This window comes from Acidimicrobiales bacterium, assembly GCA_040219085.1.
Taxonomy (GTDB): Bacteria; Actinomycetota; Acidimicrobiia; order Acidimicrobiales; family JAVJTC01; genus JAVJTC01.
Genome location: JAVJTC010000033.1, coordinates 20,697 through 36,974 on the forward strand (window position 1 = coordinate 20,697; position 16,278 = coordinate 36,974).

At 68.9% G+C, this 16,278-nt stretch carries 15 protein-coding genes; 6 read left to right on the plus strand and 9 right to left on the minus strand.

Annotated features, from left to right (window positions below; all coding sequences use genetic code 11):
* Window positions 1-13 precede the first annotated feature (13 nt).
* Window positions 14-193 (plus strand): hypothetical protein, encoded by a 180-nt coding sequence (locus tag RIE08_14280; protein ID MEQ8718775.1) that lies wholly within the window; start codon window positions 14-16, stop codon window positions 191-193.
* Between the two features lie 103 nt (window positions 194-296).
* Here the strand turns inward: RIE08_14280 and RIE08_14285 are convergent, their stop codons facing one another.
* Window positions 297-1,289, minus strand: coding sequence for a glycosyltransferase (locus RIE08_14285; protein ID MEQ8718776.1), 993 nt, complete (start codon window positions 1,287-1,289; stop codon window positions 297-299).
* Window positions 1,290-1,429: 140 nt separating this feature from the next.
* On the opposite strand from RIE08_14285, the gene RIE08_14290 reads away from it, so the two are divergent.
* Window positions 1,430-3,529, plus strand: a complete 2,100-nt coding sequence (locus RIE08_14290; GenBank protein MEQ8718777.1) for a glycosyltransferase — start codon at window positions 1,430-1,432, stop codon at window positions 3,527-3,529.
* Window positions 3,526-5,199 (plus strand): hypothetical protein, encoded by a 1,674-nt coding sequence (locus RIE08_14295; protein MEQ8718778.1) that lies wholly within the window; start codon window positions 3,526-3,528, stop codon window positions 5,197-5,199. Before RIE08_14290 ends, RIE08_14295 begins: the two co-directional genes overlap by 4 nt.
* On the opposite strand, the gene RIE08_14300 is transcribed toward RIE08_14295, so the two are convergent.
* Window positions 5,116-6,306, minus strand: a complete 1,191-nt coding sequence (locus RIE08_14300) for a nucleotidyltransferase family protein (GenBank protein MEQ8718779.1) — start codon at window positions 6,304-6,306, stop codon at window positions 5,116-5,118. The genes RIE08_14295 and RIE08_14300 overlap by 84 nt on opposite strands.
* 226 nt (window positions 6,307-6,532) lie before the next feature.
* On the opposite strand from RIE08_14300, the gene RIE08_14305 reads away from it, so the two are divergent.
* Window positions 6,533-7,792 (plus strand): glycosyltransferase, encoded by a 1,260-nt coding sequence (locus RIE08_14305; GenBank protein MEQ8718780.1) that lies wholly within the window; start codon window positions 6,533-6,535, stop codon window positions 7,790-7,792.
* On the opposite strand, the gene RIE08_14310 is transcribed toward RIE08_14305, so the two are convergent.
* Entirely contained in the window at window positions 7,756-10,107 is a 2,352-nt protein-coding gene (locus RIE08_14310) for a glycosyltransferase family 4 protein (GenBank protein ID MEQ8718781.1), read from the minus strand. The genes RIE08_14305 and RIE08_14310 overlap by 37 nt on opposite strands.
* An 87-nt stretch (window positions 10,108-10,194) precedes the next feature.
* On the opposite strand from RIE08_14310, the gene RIE08_14315 reads away from it, so the two are divergent.
* Both RIE08_14315 and RIE08_14320 read left to right on the plus strand, forming a co-directional pair.
* Window positions 10,195-11,637 (plus strand): sugar transferase, encoded by a 1,443-nt coding sequence (locus RIE08_14315; GenBank protein ID MEQ8718782.1) that lies wholly within the window; start codon window positions 10,195-10,197, stop codon window positions 11,635-11,637.
* Between the two features lie 113 nt (window positions 11,638-11,750).
* Window positions 11,751-12,233, plus strand: coding sequence for a hypothetical protein (locus RIE08_14320; GenBank protein ID MEQ8718783.1), 483 nt, complete (start codon window positions 11,751-11,753; stop codon window positions 12,231-12,233).
* 108 nt (window positions 12,234-12,341) lie between these two features.
* Here the strand turns inward: RIE08_14320 and RIE08_14325 are convergent, their stop codons facing one another.
* The 6 genes from RIE08_14325 to RIE08_14350 all read right to left on the minus strand — a co-directional run bounded on the left by RIE08_14325 (window position 12,342) and on the right by RIE08_14350 (window position 16,190).
* Window positions 12,342-13,502 (minus strand): ABC transporter ATP-binding protein, encoded by a 1,161-nt coding sequence (locus RIE08_14325; GenBank protein ID MEQ8718784.1) that lies wholly within the window; start codon window positions 13,500-13,502, stop codon window positions 12,342-12,344.
* Window positions 13,492-14,358, minus strand: coding sequence for an ABC transporter permease (locus RIE08_14330; protein MEQ8718785.1), 867 nt, complete (start codon window positions 14,356-14,358; stop codon window positions 13,492-13,494). Before RIE08_14330 ends, RIE08_14325 begins: the two co-directional genes overlap by 11 nt.
* Before the next feature lie 63 nt (window positions 14,359-14,421).
* On the minus strand, window positions 14,422-14,775 hold the full coding sequence (locus tag RIE08_14335) for a hypothetical protein (GenBank protein ID MEQ8718786.1): 354 nt from the start codon (window positions 14,773-14,775) through the stop codon (window positions 14,422-14,424).
* Entirely contained in the window at window positions 14,776-14,964 is a 189-nt protein-coding gene (locus RIE08_14340; GenBank protein MEQ8718787.1) for a hypothetical protein, read from the minus strand. It abuts the gene before it with no gap.
* On the minus strand, window positions 14,961-15,434 hold the full coding sequence (locus tag RIE08_14345; protein MEQ8718788.1) for a hypothetical protein: 474 nt from the start codon (window positions 15,432-15,434) through the stop codon (window positions 14,961-14,963). The genes RIE08_14340 and RIE08_14345 overlap by 4 nt, the downstream gene beginning before the upstream one ends.
* Before the next feature lie 48 nt (window positions 15,435-15,482).
* Window positions 15,483-16,190, minus strand: coding sequence for an SDR family NAD(P)-dependent oxidoreductase (locus tag RIE08_14350; protein MEQ8718789.1), 708 nt, complete (start codon window positions 16,188-16,190; stop codon window positions 15,483-15,485).
* Window positions 16,191-16,278: the final 88 nt, after the last annotated feature.

Below are 16,278 nucleotides of genomic sequence, written 5' to 3' on the forward strand. Positions count from 1 at the left end.
GGAGGGCAGGTCGATGCAGGGGTCGCCCGAACGTCCGTCGGCGCGCTACTGGGAAGAGGTCTACTCCGATGGCGGCGAAGGGACAGACCTCGCAGGGACCCGTCTCGAGCAGGGTCTACCGGAGGTCATCGGCGACGTGGCCGGCACGCGCGTGCTGGACCTCGGCTGTGGCGAGGGCCACCTGGCTGTCTGATTGGCGAGCCGTGGCGCGTCCTCGGCCGGATTCCGGCCATCCGCCGGCGGTCGTACCACCAGATCGTCGAACTACGTCCGAGGGTGTGAGCCGGCGCCCGGTTTCAGTCGGTGGCGGAGAAGCGGGTGCTCCGCCGGCGCCGCGTAGCCGCGTGAGCTCTCTGGTAGCCGTCGACGAGCCGGCGGGCCGGAGAGGCCGGCAGTTGCAGGACCACGAGAGCCCGCAGGGACCGGAACGTCGGGTCGAGTCGGACGGCTTCACGCATGTCACGGCGCGCCTGGCGGAGCTCGGTCTCGTTCGAGAAGGCCAGTGCGCGGCTCTCCAGTTGGCGGGCGAGGCGTCTCGACAGGCCGTCGTGCCATGGCGACAGCTGCTCGTCCCTCAGATAGGAGCGGTAGGTCGACACACGCGATGACAGCGTCGGTGTCTCAGCGCTCATGGCCACGTCGTGGATCCGGTAGGAGGACAGAGCGGTGGGCTCGTACCAGGCCGCACCGGGGCGTCGGCACAGCTGGTGTGCGAGCCTGTTGTCCCAGCAGGGTCCGGCGGTCTTCAGGAACGACCAGTCGACGTCGCGTGTGTCCACGACCGCTGACTGAGCGACGCTGATCACGGGGTCGACGAGGGCCTCGTGGACGAAGGGCTCGATGGCTCCCCGTGCCTCCGGCCAGCGCAGCCGGTCCTCCCAGTTCCGGGGATCGCCGACGCCGATCGTGGCGCCGTCGACGTCGATGATCCGGCGACGGCAGAAGGCGACCACGACCCCTTCATCGCGGGAGAGCGGTTCGACGAGTGTCGCGAGGAAGGTCGGGTCCCACAGGTCGTCGTCGTCGAGGAAGGCGAGGAATCGACTTCGGGCCGCTTCGGCACCGCGCAACGTGGCTGGCCCGACCCCGCAGCTGACCTCGTTGCGCAGGACGCGGATCCTGGCGTCGCCGATCTCCGCGGCGATGTCCGCGGCGTATTCGGGGCCACCGTCCTCGACGACCACGATCTCGATGTCGCGTAGTGTCTGGGCTCGCGCCGAAGCCAGCGCTGCGCGGAACAACCGCGCCCGGCCGTGGGTCCTGATCACAACGGACACGCGGGGGGTCATGTCATGACCCCTTTGCGTGGAGGCCGCCCGGCTGTTCGGAACTCGTGGGCATCCGCTCGCTCGTCGAGGGGGGTGGGACGCAGGCGAATGTACCGCCGATCCGCCCTCCGCCGCGGGGAGGGCCGGTAGCCTCCGGGGGTGTGTGCGCCATCGACGTCGTGATAGCGACCCTTCGACGGCCGGAGGCGCTCTCGGCGTGTCTCGACGGGCTCGCAGCACAGACCCGGCCGTACCGAAAGCTCGTCGTGGTCACCCGCGACGACGACGACGCGACCCGTGCGCTACTGGGCGCCCGGTCCGACGAGCGGCTCGAAGTCGTGGTCGTCCACAGGCCGGGCCTTGACGTCGCGCTCCGGGCCGGTGTCGCGGCGACGACCGCCGACGTCGTCGCTTTCATCGACGACGACGCCGTGGCGGGTCCCGACTGGATCGCCCGGATGATGGACATGTTCTCTGATCCGTCGGTGGGCGCGGTCGGTGGCCGGGACCGGATTCCGGGTGCCGACCGACCCGATGCCGACCTGGTGGTCGGACGGTGGACCCGCGGTGGGGTGCGAGCCGTCGGTAATCATCACCGGGGAGCGGGACCAACCCGCGACGTCGATTTCCTGAAGGGCGTGAACATGGCGGTGCGGGCCGACGTCTTGACGGTCGGACGCGGCGACGGACTGCGCAGCCGCGGCGCACAACCGGGATGGGAGCTCGTCACCGGAGCCGCCGTACGGGCTGCAGGTCTACGCGTCGTGTATGACCCCGGCCTGGTGGTGGACCACGCTCCCGCCCGCAGGGTCGGCGTCGCCCGAGGGGAGCCTGACGGCCCTGCAGTGTCAGATGACGTGGTGCACCAGATCGTTGCGAGGGCAATCGTTGCCCGGTGGCGCGCTGTGGCTGCGGCGCTGTATCTCCTGTTGATGGGGTCTCGGGCCACTCCGGGATTCGGGCGGACAGCACTTGCGAAGATCACGCGTGACACCGACACGGCAGGGCTTCTCACGGCCACGGCGCGCGGGGTCGTCTCCGGGCTCGCCATGGTGGCCCGTCCGCGTCGCCGTCTCGTCGCGGCGGCCGAGTTGCGCGCCGACTCTCGGCGGCCGCGGCCCGCGGTCGTGGTGGTGGGTCACGGTATCGATGACTCCGGTGGGCAGGAGCGGGCGACAGCAGAGATCATTCGTCGTACCTGCGGCGACGTGGACTATCAGGTCGTCGCAGGGACACTTGCCCCGGATCTTGTCGGGGCTGTCGATTGGCACCGGGTGCGAATGCCCCCGGGCCCTTTCTTGATCCGATATGTCTGGTTCGCGGTGGCCGCCGGCGTCGTCGTGCGGCGCCTGCGGCGGCGGTCGGTCCTCGTCCATACGGTCGGTGCCGTTGTGCCGGGACCGATAGACGTGTGTTCGATTCACTACTGCTGGGCCGAAGCCGAGGCACAGGGAGCCCGGCCGGCGGCAGCTGGGCGTCTCCGCAGATGCGTGCAACGGTTAACTGCCTCGGTGGCACTCTCCGCGGAGCGCCGTGCCCTTCGTCCGGGGCGTGTGCGGTTTGCAGCGGCCGTCTCCGAGCGGACAGCGCAGGCCGTGCGGTCCCACCATGAGGTACCGGAGGTGGTCGTGGTCCCCGACGGTGTGGACGTCGACCACTTCTTGCCCGACCCTGTGGCCCGTGCGGGGCTGCGCAATGAGATGGGTGTCGCCGATGGCACTCTTGTCGTGCTGTTCGTGGGGGGGGACTGGCTCGCCAAGGGGCTCGACGTCCTCATCGGGGCGTTCGCTCGTTTCGATGACGGCGACGGCCCGCCGGCTGAACTGTGGATCGCGGGGCGAGGCGACCCGGCGGTGGCAGCGGCACTGGCTGACGAGGCAGGTTGTAGTGGGCGGGTCCGTGCCCTCGGCTTTCGTCCCGACATCCAGCGCGTCTACGCAGCCGCTGACGTCCTCGTGCATGTGAGCAGGTACGAGACGTTCGGAATGGTCGTGGCCGAAGCGGCAGCCAGCGGTCTACCCATCATCACGGGACGCAGTGTTGCGCCCGACGTGATCGTCGACGCCCTGCCAGGATGGCTCCTGGTGGACGGGACTGTGACGAGTGTTTCGACGGCCCTGCGCCGCGTCGCCGTGGATCCGGCTGATGCCCGGACGGTGGGCCGGGCCTTGCGGGAATCGGCGCGACTCCTGTCCTGGGACGTGGCTGCGGCGGAGACCCTCGCGCTGTACGAGAGGTGCGTCCGCGGGGTCGACCCTTGAGGGCCTTCGCGGATCGGAGCCAGTCGCCGCTCTTCGCCTTCTGGGAGCGGCTCGTGTCGATGATCGAGAAGGGACTCGAGCCCATCGAGTCCAGGATCGTGTCGCTGCAGGGGGACGGGATGTCGACCTCGCTGCGGATCGTCGTCGGGGAGATCATGGTTGCCGGGTTCCTCCTGGCGGCTTTCGTCGGTGATTCCATGGCCGGGCGCTCCCTGGTACTCGTCGGGGTGGTCGCAGGACTCTCGGTGGTGGCAGTGCGCGATCGCCGTGAAGCCGTTGTCTGGCTGATTGCCTGGCTTCTGGTGTTGGGAACCACGCGTCGCGTAGTGTCCCTGGTCCAGCTCGACCCGTTGCGTGACCCCCTCCTCGCGGCGGCACCCGCGATCGCGGTGTTGCTCGCGATACGCGCCGTTGCAACCGGTGGGATGCGGCGGCTCACACCGCTCGCAGGTCTGACCGCGCTCACGATGGGTGTGGTCGCGGTGGCGGCGCTGAATCCCCGCCAGCCGTCCGCGGGTTCCGCAGTGGCGGGCGTGGTGCTGTGGGGAGGGCCGCTGCTCTACTTCTGGATCGGGCGCGAGCTCGACGACGCGCACGCCGTGAAGATCGCCCGCGTCGTGGCTGGCGTGGGAGTCGTCGCTGCCGGATACGGCATCTGGCAGTACTTCGTCGGTCTGCCGCCCTGGGACCTCGCGTGGCTCGAACTACGTGACCGTGGCACGGACAACGCCTACGCATCGCTGTACGTCGGACCGGACACCATCAGGCCGTTCGGCATGTCCACGTCAGCGTCCGGTTTCGCGGTTCTCATGGGCCTCACCGTCACCGGTGCCGTGGCGGCCGCGGTGAGGTCTCAGAAGACCCTCCACACGAGACCGGCCGCGGCCTGGACGGTCGTGGCCGGTCTGGCGGGCACGGCCCTGGTGCTCAACGGCACCAGGACGGTGATGATCGTCGTGATTCCGGCGATGATCGTGGTCGTCAGTGCAGTCAAGGGCTGGTCGCTGCTGAAGCCGGTCCTCGCCGTCGTCGTGATCGGTCTGTTCGCCGGCCTCGCAATGAATCAGATCGACCCGTTGTCGCTGGATCGAGACGGTGTCGAGGGGAACCTGCGACGCATCGTCATCGCGTTCGGCCACCCGACCGACGATCAGTACTACGAGAACACCACGGACCAGCACCTCCGCCTGCTCTCCGATGGTGTCGAGCGCGGTTTCACAGACCCCCTCGGTCGGGGACCGGGATCGGTCGGGCTGGCCGGCGACCGCTTCGGGGGCCCCGGACTGAACTTCGAGACGGACATCGCCAACGCCGCTGTGGCGTTCGGTGTCATCGGCTTCTTCGTCTTCACCGCGGGCGTGATCGCCGGTCCGTGGACGGCCTGGCGCGCACGGGCCCTTCCGGCGCGTGGTCCCACCGACCCGGCGCCGCTCATCTGCATCCTCATCCTCGGATTCACCATCGTCTCGTTGCGGTTCACCTTCAACGGTCAGCACTGGGCGATGTCGGCTCTGCTGTGGCTGGGTCTGGGCTGGGCGGACCGACGAGCGCTCCTCGCTCGCGGGCGTGCAGTAAAGTTGCCTCGCTCAGCCACCGGTGGCCGACGGCCGGCCGCCGGACTTGAGTCGGCGGCGATGGCGCCGCCATCTGGCTCTCACTACGCCCGGTAGTTCGCCGAGGCGCTCGACACCGAGCATCATGGTGAGGAACTCCGACAGGTCGCCGGGTAGGGCGCGTGTGCCCTGCCCGCGCCTGGTCCGCGCGAAGTGCGACACGAGCCCGGGCACATTGCCGAAGGTCGGCCCGAGGTATGAGGTCATCGACACCCGGTACAGCAGACGGGCACGCAGACCCACGTGGCGCGCGGCAAGTCCATCGAAGACTGCGCCGGGAACGGGCGCGTCGAAGGTCTCCGCGAGATAGCTCAGTCCGGCGTCGACCAACGGGATCGCCGGCCCGTCGAGACCCGCGACCAGGCGATCCCAGTCGACGTCACCGCCGCGTTCGCGCAGAATCGCGAGCGCATCGACGATCCAGCGCAGGTTCACCGGCCAGGCGGGGCGTATCCCGTGCACCACGACATGGGTGAGGAGGTCGGTGGGCGACGGGACGTGCACCTGATTCCCGAGGATCGAGATGGTCTCGCTGTGGCTCCACAGTCCGTCCTCGTCGAGGTCGAGCCACGATGACATGAGGTGGTGGACGTCGAGCGAAGCGGCACCGTCGGTCACGCCGACGCCGTGGCCCATGCGCAAGAGCATCGCCGTGTCCTCGTCGGTGTCGAGTCCGCGGGCAGCGAGCAGGTCCAGGGCACGCATGAAGTCCCGCCGACGCACCAGGATGTCGACATCGACCGACGATCGTGCCCCCAGGTCGCCGTGGTAGGCCTCGAGAAGGACGGCGCCCTTGAGGACGAGTGGCTCCATCCCGGCGTCGGCCAGCGCCATCACATGGGGCAGCGTGACGCCCAGCATCCGCACGTTGGCCGCCCATGTCGCGCGGTGCAGAGTGCGGAGCGTCGCAACATCCTCATCGTCGGGGGCTAGCCGGGCGAGTCGTCGGCCGATCATCGACAACAGCCGCGAGGACGATCCCTGGAGCTCGCGGAGGCTGTGCCGGGCGCGGACCCTCCGCCATGCGGCCACGGCGTCGTCGTCGCTGTGGGCCACCACCGCGCGGATTAGGTCCTCCTGCCACGGCTCGGGCCAGACCCGCAGCCGGGGGAGGAGTTCGTCGGACTGCGAGTTGGCCCCGGCGGCGCCGCCCGTGTCTGTCACCGCGTCAACCCGTCGACGAGGCCTCGGATGGCTGTGTTGAGGGCGTCGGGTGACACGGCTTCGGCGTTTCTTGGCAGGACATGTTCGCCCGGGAGACCGGCGAGCCTCGTCCTCCACAGAAGATCACATGGCAGGCCGCCGCCTGGATCTGGTTCCATCGGGTCCAAGTGTGGCAGCTCGCACGGACCGGCGGGGCCGACGGTCCGATTGTCGGTAGCGTCGTCGTGTGTCCGCCGCTCGAGTCGAGGGAGACGTCACGGGTCCCGGTGTCCGGCGGCTGGGACACGACCCGGTCAGCTGGCCGCGAACCCCTGACGATCGCCGCCCCCGTGTGTTGCACGTGACCGGGATCAACGTCGGAGGTATCGCTGTGCACCTCGAGACGTTGCTCCGCGCGCTCGGGACGGAGGCATTCGACCTCGCCATTGCATTCGTGTCGTCAGGACACGACGACCCCCTCGTAGAGGGGCTCGGCATCGCCCGATTCGACTACTCGGTTCTCGACCGGCGGCCGGCCTTCACACAGTCCTTCGGCTCCCCGCTCACTCTCGCTACCCAGCTCCTTCGGCTGCGGCGCCTGATCGCGAGCACCCGCCCCGACATCGTTCACACCCACACCGCCGTCGCCGCCGCGCTCGGGAGGCTGGCGGCCCGGACGGTGCCGGACACCGTCGTCGTCAATACGGTCCACGCGTTCGCCGGTCACCGTCACCAACCCGCCTACCGGCGCGTGCCGCTCGGATTGGCCGAGCGGGTACTGGAACGCCTGACTGACCACACGATCGTGCCGAGTCGCGCCATGCGCGATCTCGGCGTCGAGAGTGGCGTCCTGCGTCCCGACCGTGTCGACGTCATCCCCCACGGCCTCCGGTCCGCGCCGACGGACGACGACCCGGTAGAGCTCCTGCGCCGTGAGGTCGGGATCGGGGTCGATGTGCCCCTCGTCGGCTTCTTCGGCCGCCTGGTGCCCCAGAAGGGCGTGGAGGATTTGGCCCCGATGATCGCCGGGATCGCCGAGGAGGTGCCAGACGTCGAGTTGCTCGTGGTAGGTGATGGGTCCGAGATGGGGGAGTTGAGGCATGCGGTCGCGAGCCTGGGTGCCGGCTCCCGCGTTCATTTTCTCGGGTGGCGCCGTGACGCGCGTCGACTCATGGGCGCCGTCGACGTCGTCGTCATACCGTCGCGATGGGAGGCCTTCGGTTTAGTAGGGGTCGAAGCGATGGCCGCCGGCAAGCCCGTGGCGGCTTACGCGGTGGAGGGGATTCCCGAGGTCGTCGTCGACGGCGAGACGGGTGTTCTCGTCCTCCCCGGTGACGTCGACCGGCTGTCGGAGGTGGTAGCCGGCCTTTTGTCGAGCCCAGCGCAGCGGACCCGGATGGGAGCTGCCGGTGTGGTGAGGTTCCAGAACCGCTTCGACCACACGGCGATGGCCGACGCGACAGCCGATCTCTACCGTCGTCTTCTCGACTCCGCAGCGCGCCGGTAGACCTCGACGACAGCGCCCGCGTTCGAGCCGGGCGCGAAGTCGGCCGCTCGCCGCTCGCCGGCGGCGGCTAGGCGCATTCGCAGTTGCTGGTCGTTGACGAGGCGACGCAGGGCGTCTGCCAGTGCGTTGACATCTCCGGGGTCGACGAGGGTCCCGTCGATGCCGTCGGTGATGATCTCCGGAACGCCTCCGTGGGCAGTCGATATCACTGCACGTCGGGCGGCCATCGCCTCGATGACCACCTGACCGAAGGGCTCCGGGTCGGTGGATGCGTGGACGACGATCGAAGCTGCGTCGTAGACGGCGTCGACGTCGTCTACGAAGCCCGTGATCGTGACGCGCCCGGCAAGATCCGGTTCCGATGCGCGTGCGCGGACTGCGTCGAGGTAGGGGTCCTCTCCGAACAGCGGCGCTCCTACGATCGCGGCGCGAGGTCCCTCGCCGTCGTCGCGGGGGAAGGCGCGAGCGAGGGCCTCGAGGAGGACGAGTTGACCCTTCCACGGAGATATCCGGCCGACCATCGCGATGGTCGGCCGCCCGATCGGTTCGGGCACGGCTGACCGGGTCCGCCCGTGGACCGGGTGCACGACAACGTCGACGTCGCGATCGAGTCCCCAGGACATTCGCGTGAAATCCGAGTTCGCGATGGTGGCCGTGGTGAGCGCGGCGAGCGAGCGCAGGACGCGGCGACCTGTGGGGTGCATCGAGGGGTCCTCGAGATCGACGTGGAGGTGCCACACGACGGGGAGGCGCATCAGCGCCGCAGCAGGAATCACGAGGCCCCCGGACTTGAAGCCGTTCGCTGCGACGACATCGGGGCATAGGGAGCGGAGGCGACGGAGTAGGCGGAGTCCTCCCGTCGCGAGGGCGGGCCCCAGAGCCGCCGCTGTGGCCGAATCCGCCGCGCTGCGATCCAGGTCCAGAGCTCGTCGCTCGACCTCGACGACTTCGTTGGAGATGCCCATGGCGTCGAGTGAACGGAGGAGGGGGCCGTCTTCGAAGGCGATCACATGCACGTCGAGGGGCAGGCCATTCGCGCGCACGGCCGCCAAGGTCCGGGACAGAGCGATCTCGGCACCTCCGGCTGCCGCGGAATGGCTTACGATGACAGCCCTCGGCCTGGCGGTTGGATTCACAGCCTGGCGGTAGATCTCGGAATGTCGAAGGGCGACGCTGCTCCAGTCATAGGACCGTGCCCACGCCCGGACGATTCCGCGTTCGGGTGGTGGGGACGAACCGTCGAGGACGCCACGCAGGCGCACGGCCAGGGACCGGGGGTCCGCGCGGACGACGAGATCGGGACTGAGCCGACCGACCACCTCGGGCAGTCCGCCGACGTCGGTCACGACGGACGCGGTGCCGTGGCAGCCCGCCTCGAGGAGCACGAGCCCGAAGCCTTCGAGTGCTCGTGTCGGTACGACTGCCACCTCGGCGGCGGCCCAGAGATCGGCCAGCACCGCGTCACTGACCCGGCCTGCGAAGGTCACCGTGGCCTCCACGCCCAGCTCGGCAGCGAGGTCGCGCAGCGACTTCTCCTCGGGCCCCTCACCCACCACGACGAGGTGCGCCGCCGGCTCGCTCTCGACGACGCCGACCCACGCCCGCAGGAGGATGTCGACTCCCGTGCGCGCGACCAGGCGGCGTGCGACGACGACGACGGGGGTCCCGTCGTCGACGCCGATGAGGCTGCGCGCGCGGTGGGGATCCCCGGCCGGCGGGCATGTCACGCCCGGGGGGACTGTGACCACCCGCGCGGGAAACAGTCCGTGCCGGTCGATGACGTGGTCCCTGAACGCGTCGCTCAGCGTCACCACCGTGTGGGCCCGACGCAGGACGAACCGTTCGATCAGGTCGCGTGCGCCGTATCTGGAGGGGGAGCCGCGTCCGGAGTGGCTCTCCTCGGCCCACGGTCCCTGGTGATGTGCGACGACAGGCCGTCGCGGTCTCAACAGGACGGGCAGCAGCCCGTAGAGGGCGAAGTGGACGTCGACGACGTCGGGATCGGCGCGCAGGACTTCGCGCGTCACTCGAGTGATCCGGTCCACGAGGGGCGCGTCGGGCCTCGAGACGCCGATGATTCCCGCGGGCGGGTCTCCCCGCCCGAGAACGATCAGCGTGATGGTCGAACTGGCGGCGGTGAGGTCCTGTGCGTAGCGGCCCAGGCCGCCCGGGCGGTCGGTGAATGCGTCGGCGCCGATCGCGACGACACGTGGTGCCCCGCCCTCCGGCGCCTGCGGTTCGGCGGTCTCGCAGCGAGCCTCACGGTCGACCATCAGCAACCAGGTCGACCGGGGCCGGTCGGGTCGATCGGGCACGCCATCACTGTGATCCTAGTTGGGCGGTTGTGGGGCCCAGGGGTCCACTGTTGGACATGTCGCGGGCCTTCGGCTGCAATCGCGCGGATGCGTAACGTCGAGCGGCCCGTGTGGGAACGCACATACAGCGCGGGACTTTTCCTGACGGACTACGTCGTCGCAGGGATCGCCCTCATCGTCGTCTCGCTCCTTCGTGACTTCCACTACCAGGCGGTGAGCAACGTCGAGCAGGCGGGTACAGGCCTGGGGCTCGTCCTCGTCTGGGTGGTGGCCGTCGCCTGGCTCGGGGGCTATCACCGCCGCACGGTCGGTGTCGGAACCCGCGAGTACGCGGCCGTCGGCGGCGCCGTGTTGGTGTCGGTGGCGGCGACGTCGACCGGTGCCTTCTTCTTCAGGCGGAACATCGACCGGTTGGCGATCGTGCTCGTGTTCGTCCTGGCGGCGGGACTGTCGCTTGTTGTGCGCCACCTCGCGCGGAAGTGGGTCCACCGACGGCGCGTCGACGGCCGGTTCAACCGCCGGATACTTCTCGTGGGGACCCGCGCCGGGGTCGAACGTCTCATCGGGCACTTCGCGGCGACGCCCTACGTCGGGTACCTCGTCGTCGCAGCTGTGGTACCCGAAGCCGAGGCTGTAGCCGGCGACGTCATGGTCGGTGACCGTTCCCACCCGGTTCGACCGATGCCGACCGACCTACTGGAGGCCGTCGAGGAGTACGGGGCCGACACAATCGCCGTCGTCGACGCGGACGTCCTAGGCGACAAGTCGATGCGGCACCTCGGTTGGCAACTCGAGGGGACCGGTATCGAGATGTTGGTGGCGCCGTCGGTCACCGACGTCGCGGGGCCACGGATCTCTGTCACACCCGTGGCCGGTCTGCCCATGCTCTATGTGGACGAACCGGCCTTCGTCGGTGCCGCTGCCGTGACCAAGGCCGCCTATGACCGCCTTCTTGCGGCCTTCTTCATCGCGGCGGCCGCTCCCGTACTGCTTGCGATCAGCGTCGCAGTCGCATTCTCGAGCGGTGGTCCGGTCTTCTACCGCCAGAGGCGGGTGGGCCTCCTCGGTCGGGAGTTCACGATGGTGAAGTTCCGCACGATGGTCGTCGACGCTGACCAGCGACGCGACGAGTTGGAGGCACACGACGAGGGTGCGGGGGTGTTGTTCAAGGTCCGGGATGATCCGCGCGTCACGCGTGTGGGGCGGGTGTTGCGGCGTTTCTCGCTCGACGAGTTGCCGCAGCTCGTGAACGTGCTCACCGGTTCGATGTCGCTGGTGGGGCCGCGTCCCCAGCTCCCGCGCGAGGTGGAACAGCTCACCGAGGAGGGCGCCGACGAGGGCGTGCACCGTCGACTCCTCGTCAAGCCCGGAATGACCGGGCTGTGGCAGGTCTCGGGTCGGTCGGATCTCACATGGGAGCAGTCGGTTCGCCTCGACCTCACCTATGTCGAAAACTGGACCCCGGTTCTCGACGCCCAGATCATGATCCGCACCGTCGGAGCCGTTCTGCGGGGCCGTGGCGCCTACTGATCGGTACTGGCGCCGCCCGCGGATGGTGATAGTGTTCATATTCAAGGTTCTGAAGTGAGAGTCCGATACTGTTACCGTTGTTCGGACGGTCAATCAGGTGGCAGGAGATACTTGTGAAGAAGATCATCGCAATCGTGGCGGCGACGGTGATGGCGCTCGGCCTCTTGGCCGTTGCCCCGGCGTCTGCTCAGACCGACGGTGACTATGTGACCGACTCGACGATCACCGTGGATGATTCCACCCCCGGTGCCGGAGATCCCGTGACGATCACGGTCACGGGCTGTGAGGCCGGTGCCACGCTCGTGGCGACCATCGACGGTTCCGAGGTCGGCACAGCAACCGCCGACTCCGACGGCACCGGCGAGATCGTCTTCAACGTGCCGGCCGGCATCGAAGGTGACGCCACCGTTCTCGTCACCGGCTGCGGCGACGTCCTCGCAGTGGTGCTGTCCGTGCAGGTCGCACCGGATCTCGCGTTCACCGGTTCCGACAGCCTCCCGACTGCGCTGATCGCAGTCGTGCTCATCGCCTTCGGTGCGGTGCTCGCCCTCGGCGCCCGTCGCTACCAGCTCGCGGCGGTCAACCGCAACGAGTAGTCCGCCGGGTCCTACGGACCCGCACTGACCTTCTGCACACCATGACACCGGCCCGTCTCGACAGAGGCGGGCCGCTGTCGTTCAGTCGAGGTCACCGGGGCGGTGTCGTCATCTCCCGTCGTCCCAGTGGACGTCGATCGACACGGGCGCCGGTTGAGCGTTGAGCATCTGCACCGGTGGGTCCCCGGTGACGCCGACCCAGCCGACGGGCCGCCCGGTGAGTAGGGGTTCGTCGTCGGCACTGACGGCGACCCAGACCGAGTAGTCGCCGCCCGCCAGCGGGAGCGAGGCGATGGTGGCCGTGAGCACGTTGTCGCCCGCATCGAGACGGACCATGTGGTTCAGGGCCACGGTCGGTTCCGATCCACCGCGACCGAAGCCGATCGTGAGAGCAGCGTCTCGGGCCATGTCGGAGACCATCGTGACCCTCATGACCGCCGCGCCGTTCGAGCGAGGCGGCGCGCCGTCGAGCGACGCGATCGAGACGGTCACATTTGCCACGCCTTCACCGTCCACCGGGGACGCATCCGCCGCGGACACCTCGTGGCGGTAGCGCTCGATGACATCGGTGGTTGGGCCGTCGTCGACGACCACACCGTCGCCGAGTCGAATCGTGCGATCGCAGAAGCGGGCGACGGAGTCGAGGTCGTGGCTCACGTAGACGATCGTCGTGCCGTCTCTGTGCATCCGTCGCATGCGGTCGATGCTGCGGCGTTGGAACCACTCGTCGCCGACGGCCAGAACCTCGTCGACGAGGAGGACATCAGGCTGAAGCGCGGTGGCGGCGGCGAAACCGAGACGCATGCGCATGCCCGAGGAGTAGTGCTTGGTGAATCGATCCAGGGCATCGCCGATCTGGGCGAACTCGACGATCTCGTCGAAACGCGACGCGACCTCCTGGCGGCGCATTCCGACCAGGGCGCCGGCGAAGTAGATGTTGTCCCGTCCGGTCAGATGGGGATGGATACCCGCATGGATCTCGATCAGCGCCCCCGGTCGACCCCACATCCTCGCGGTCCCCGCGGTCGGGAACATCGAACCGTGGATGATCTTGAGCAGGGTCGACTTTCCCGAGCCGTTCGGTCCGATGAGGCCTACCGACTCACCGGGTTCGAACGTGAGGTCGATGTCGCGCAGCGCCCAGCGGTAACCCCGGCCGCGGGCGTCGCGGATGGCGCCGAGGCCCTCGTAGATGAGGCTGCCGGACCGTCGATCCTTGCGAAACCGTTTCCACAGTCGGTCGATGCGTACCGTGCCCTCACGCGACATCGGCCATCTCCGGCTCGAGGCGCTTGAAGATGAGGTACCCGCCGGTGAGAAGGATCAGCGACGATGCGGACGCAATCGACAGGAGGCCCCAGTCCGGGGCTTCGCCTCCGAGGACGGCGGCACGATAGGTATCGATTACGGCAACCAGGGGATTCACCGCGGAATAGACCTTCTCCCAGCCCGGTGACAGGTCGATCGGGTAGGCGACCGGCGTCGCGAACAGGCCCATCTGGATGATGAGCGGAAGTGCCTGACCGAGGTCGCGGATGAAGACGACCACCCCGGCGACGATCAGGGTGACTCCGACCGTGAAGACGATCTGGACGACCAGTGCGACGAGCACCCAGTAGCTCTCCGGAGCGGGGGAGTTGCCGCTCAGGATGAACAGGAGTGGCAGCAGGGCCACTGCGATCGCGAAGTCGACGAGCGCGATGGCGATGTAGGTGAGGGGGAACACTTCGCGGGGAGCCCGCACCTTGTTGACCGACGCCGCCTCGAGGACGAGTGACTGACCGCCGCGGGAGACCGACGAGGCGAAGAACGTCCACGGAAGCAGTCCGAGGTAGGTCGAGACGGCGTAGTCGGCGTCGGAGTCCCCGCCTAGGCCCGTGACCCGGTTGAACACGAAGACGAACACGACGAGGAGCAGGACCGGGGTGATGACGGCCCACAGGAGCCCGAGCCGGGTCTGGTGGTAGCGGGACTGGAACTCGCGGCGTACCAGCGAACCTGTCAGCGGGCGTGCGGCCCACAGCTCGCCGAGCCACTCCCAGGTGAACCGCCGCTTGTACCACGTGCCGGGTTCCGGCTCGGCTCGGGTCACGCCGCCGCCCGGGGCGTGAGGGTCATCGGACACAGGCTGAGGCTACCGACGCGCCGGTGCCCTCCGGCGCATGTGCCCGGCGGGGTCGTGGGCCGGTCAGCGGAGCTCGGGAGCCATCCAGGCGACCTCGCCGTCGTCGTCGAAGTCGAAGAAGATCGGTTCGCCGTCGCGGGAGAGATCGTCGTCGACGCGCAGGGTGACGTGGGCCTTCTGCGTGCTCCACTTGGCGATGTCACAGAGCAGCTCGACCACCTCGGCCGGAGTGAAGTGGCCGAACACCTCCGCTCGCAGTTCGTCGTCGATGTCCGCCGGTCGGCTGAGGAACCGGTCGGCGAGACGTAGCGCGACGTCTGTGCGTGCGTCGAGGCCGGACTCACCGCGACGCTGCACCGTCGCGACCTCGTCCTCGCTCAGTCCGCTGTGCCTGGCGACCGCCAGGCGGATGGACATTCAGAGGTGACAGTCGTGATAACGGGCGCAGCGCAGGCGGACGAGCTCGGTCATCGCGGGGTCGATGGCGCGTAGGCGCACGACCGCCGCCTGGTAGTGGTCGAGCGCCTCGGTCATCTCGGGTTGGTACGCGGCGCCCAGGGTCCGTTTCGAGAAACCCTCGGGGACAGGGATGCGGGCGCTGGTCATGGGGGACCTCCGGAGGTGGCCGGGTCGGGCCCGAAGAGGCGTTCCGTGGCGACCCGGAGCCTCTGGGACTCGTCGAGTGCGAGTAGTGCGTGGATGAACCCGTAGAGCTCACCGGGGTTCATGTGTGCTGCCACAGCGGCCACCTGATCGTCGTTGGTCGTCGATACGTCGATCACGAACTGCTCGGCTAGGGCGAGACAGGCCCGGTCGCGTTCGTCGAAGTGATCCGAGCCGGGCCAGTCGCCGAGCGCGGCCATCTCGTCGGAGGAGACGGCGTCGGAGCCGGCGGCGAGTTCAGCGGCGCAGTCGTGGAGCATGGCGATGCGGAGGCGACAGAGCTCGGCGATCCGCCGCGGAACCGTCGCCGTCGCCGCGGCGCGGAATGCTCCCAGGTTCTGGTCCACCTCGGGCGCGTGCTCGACGAGCGCCGCGATACGCAGTGCTGAGCCCGTTGGATCCCCCGTGGTCACGAGGCGACGCTATCAGTCGGTCGGGTGCTGGGACCTCACGGTCCGGCCTCAGGGTTCCAGGCGGCAGTTGACCAGGAGTTCGGGGACGGTGGAGGTGTTGGGCAGGCTGAGAACCGTCGCCACCAGCGCGGAGACGTCTTCGGGCTGGCTCATCGTCGCGGGGTCGATGCCGAAGCCCTCACCCATTCCCGTCGCCATCCACGAAGGGCACAGGGCCGTCACGCGGACGCCGTCGTCCCAGCCCGCGAACCGCGCCGAAGCGGACAGGGCCATCATGGCGAACTTCGACATCTCGTAGGCGGTCGCGCGCCCGGACTTCACCCGCTTCCCCGACATCGAGGCGACGTTCACGATCCGACCCTCACCGTCGGCGCGCAGGTGGGGGAGCGCCGCCTGGATCGTGCGCAGCGGCGCCTTCACGTTCACTTCCCACATCTCGTCGAGCTGGTCCTCCGTCGTCTCCTCCAGGGGCGCGACCACCGCGGCGCCGGCGTTGTTGACGACCGCCGAGAGGCTCCCGAAGCGGTCCACGGTCGCCGCGACCCAGCTCGCGGGACACGAGCGGTCGTGGGCGTCGTAGCGGTGCCGGATCGTGCGTTCGTCGTCGAAATCGGCTGTCGCCGCCGCCAACGCGTCGAGGTCCCGGGCTCCCAGGCTGAGGAGGTAGCCCTCGGCTGACAGACGGCGGCTGATTGCCAACCCGAGCCCCCGGTTCGCGCCCGAGATCATCGCCACCCGGCCGGTCGGATCGAGCACTGGTGCCTCCTGGGTTCGCTGTCTGTCGGTCGTCGCGGTCTGTCGGTCGTCGCTGTCCTCTGCCAAGATGGAGACGGACCTTCGACGT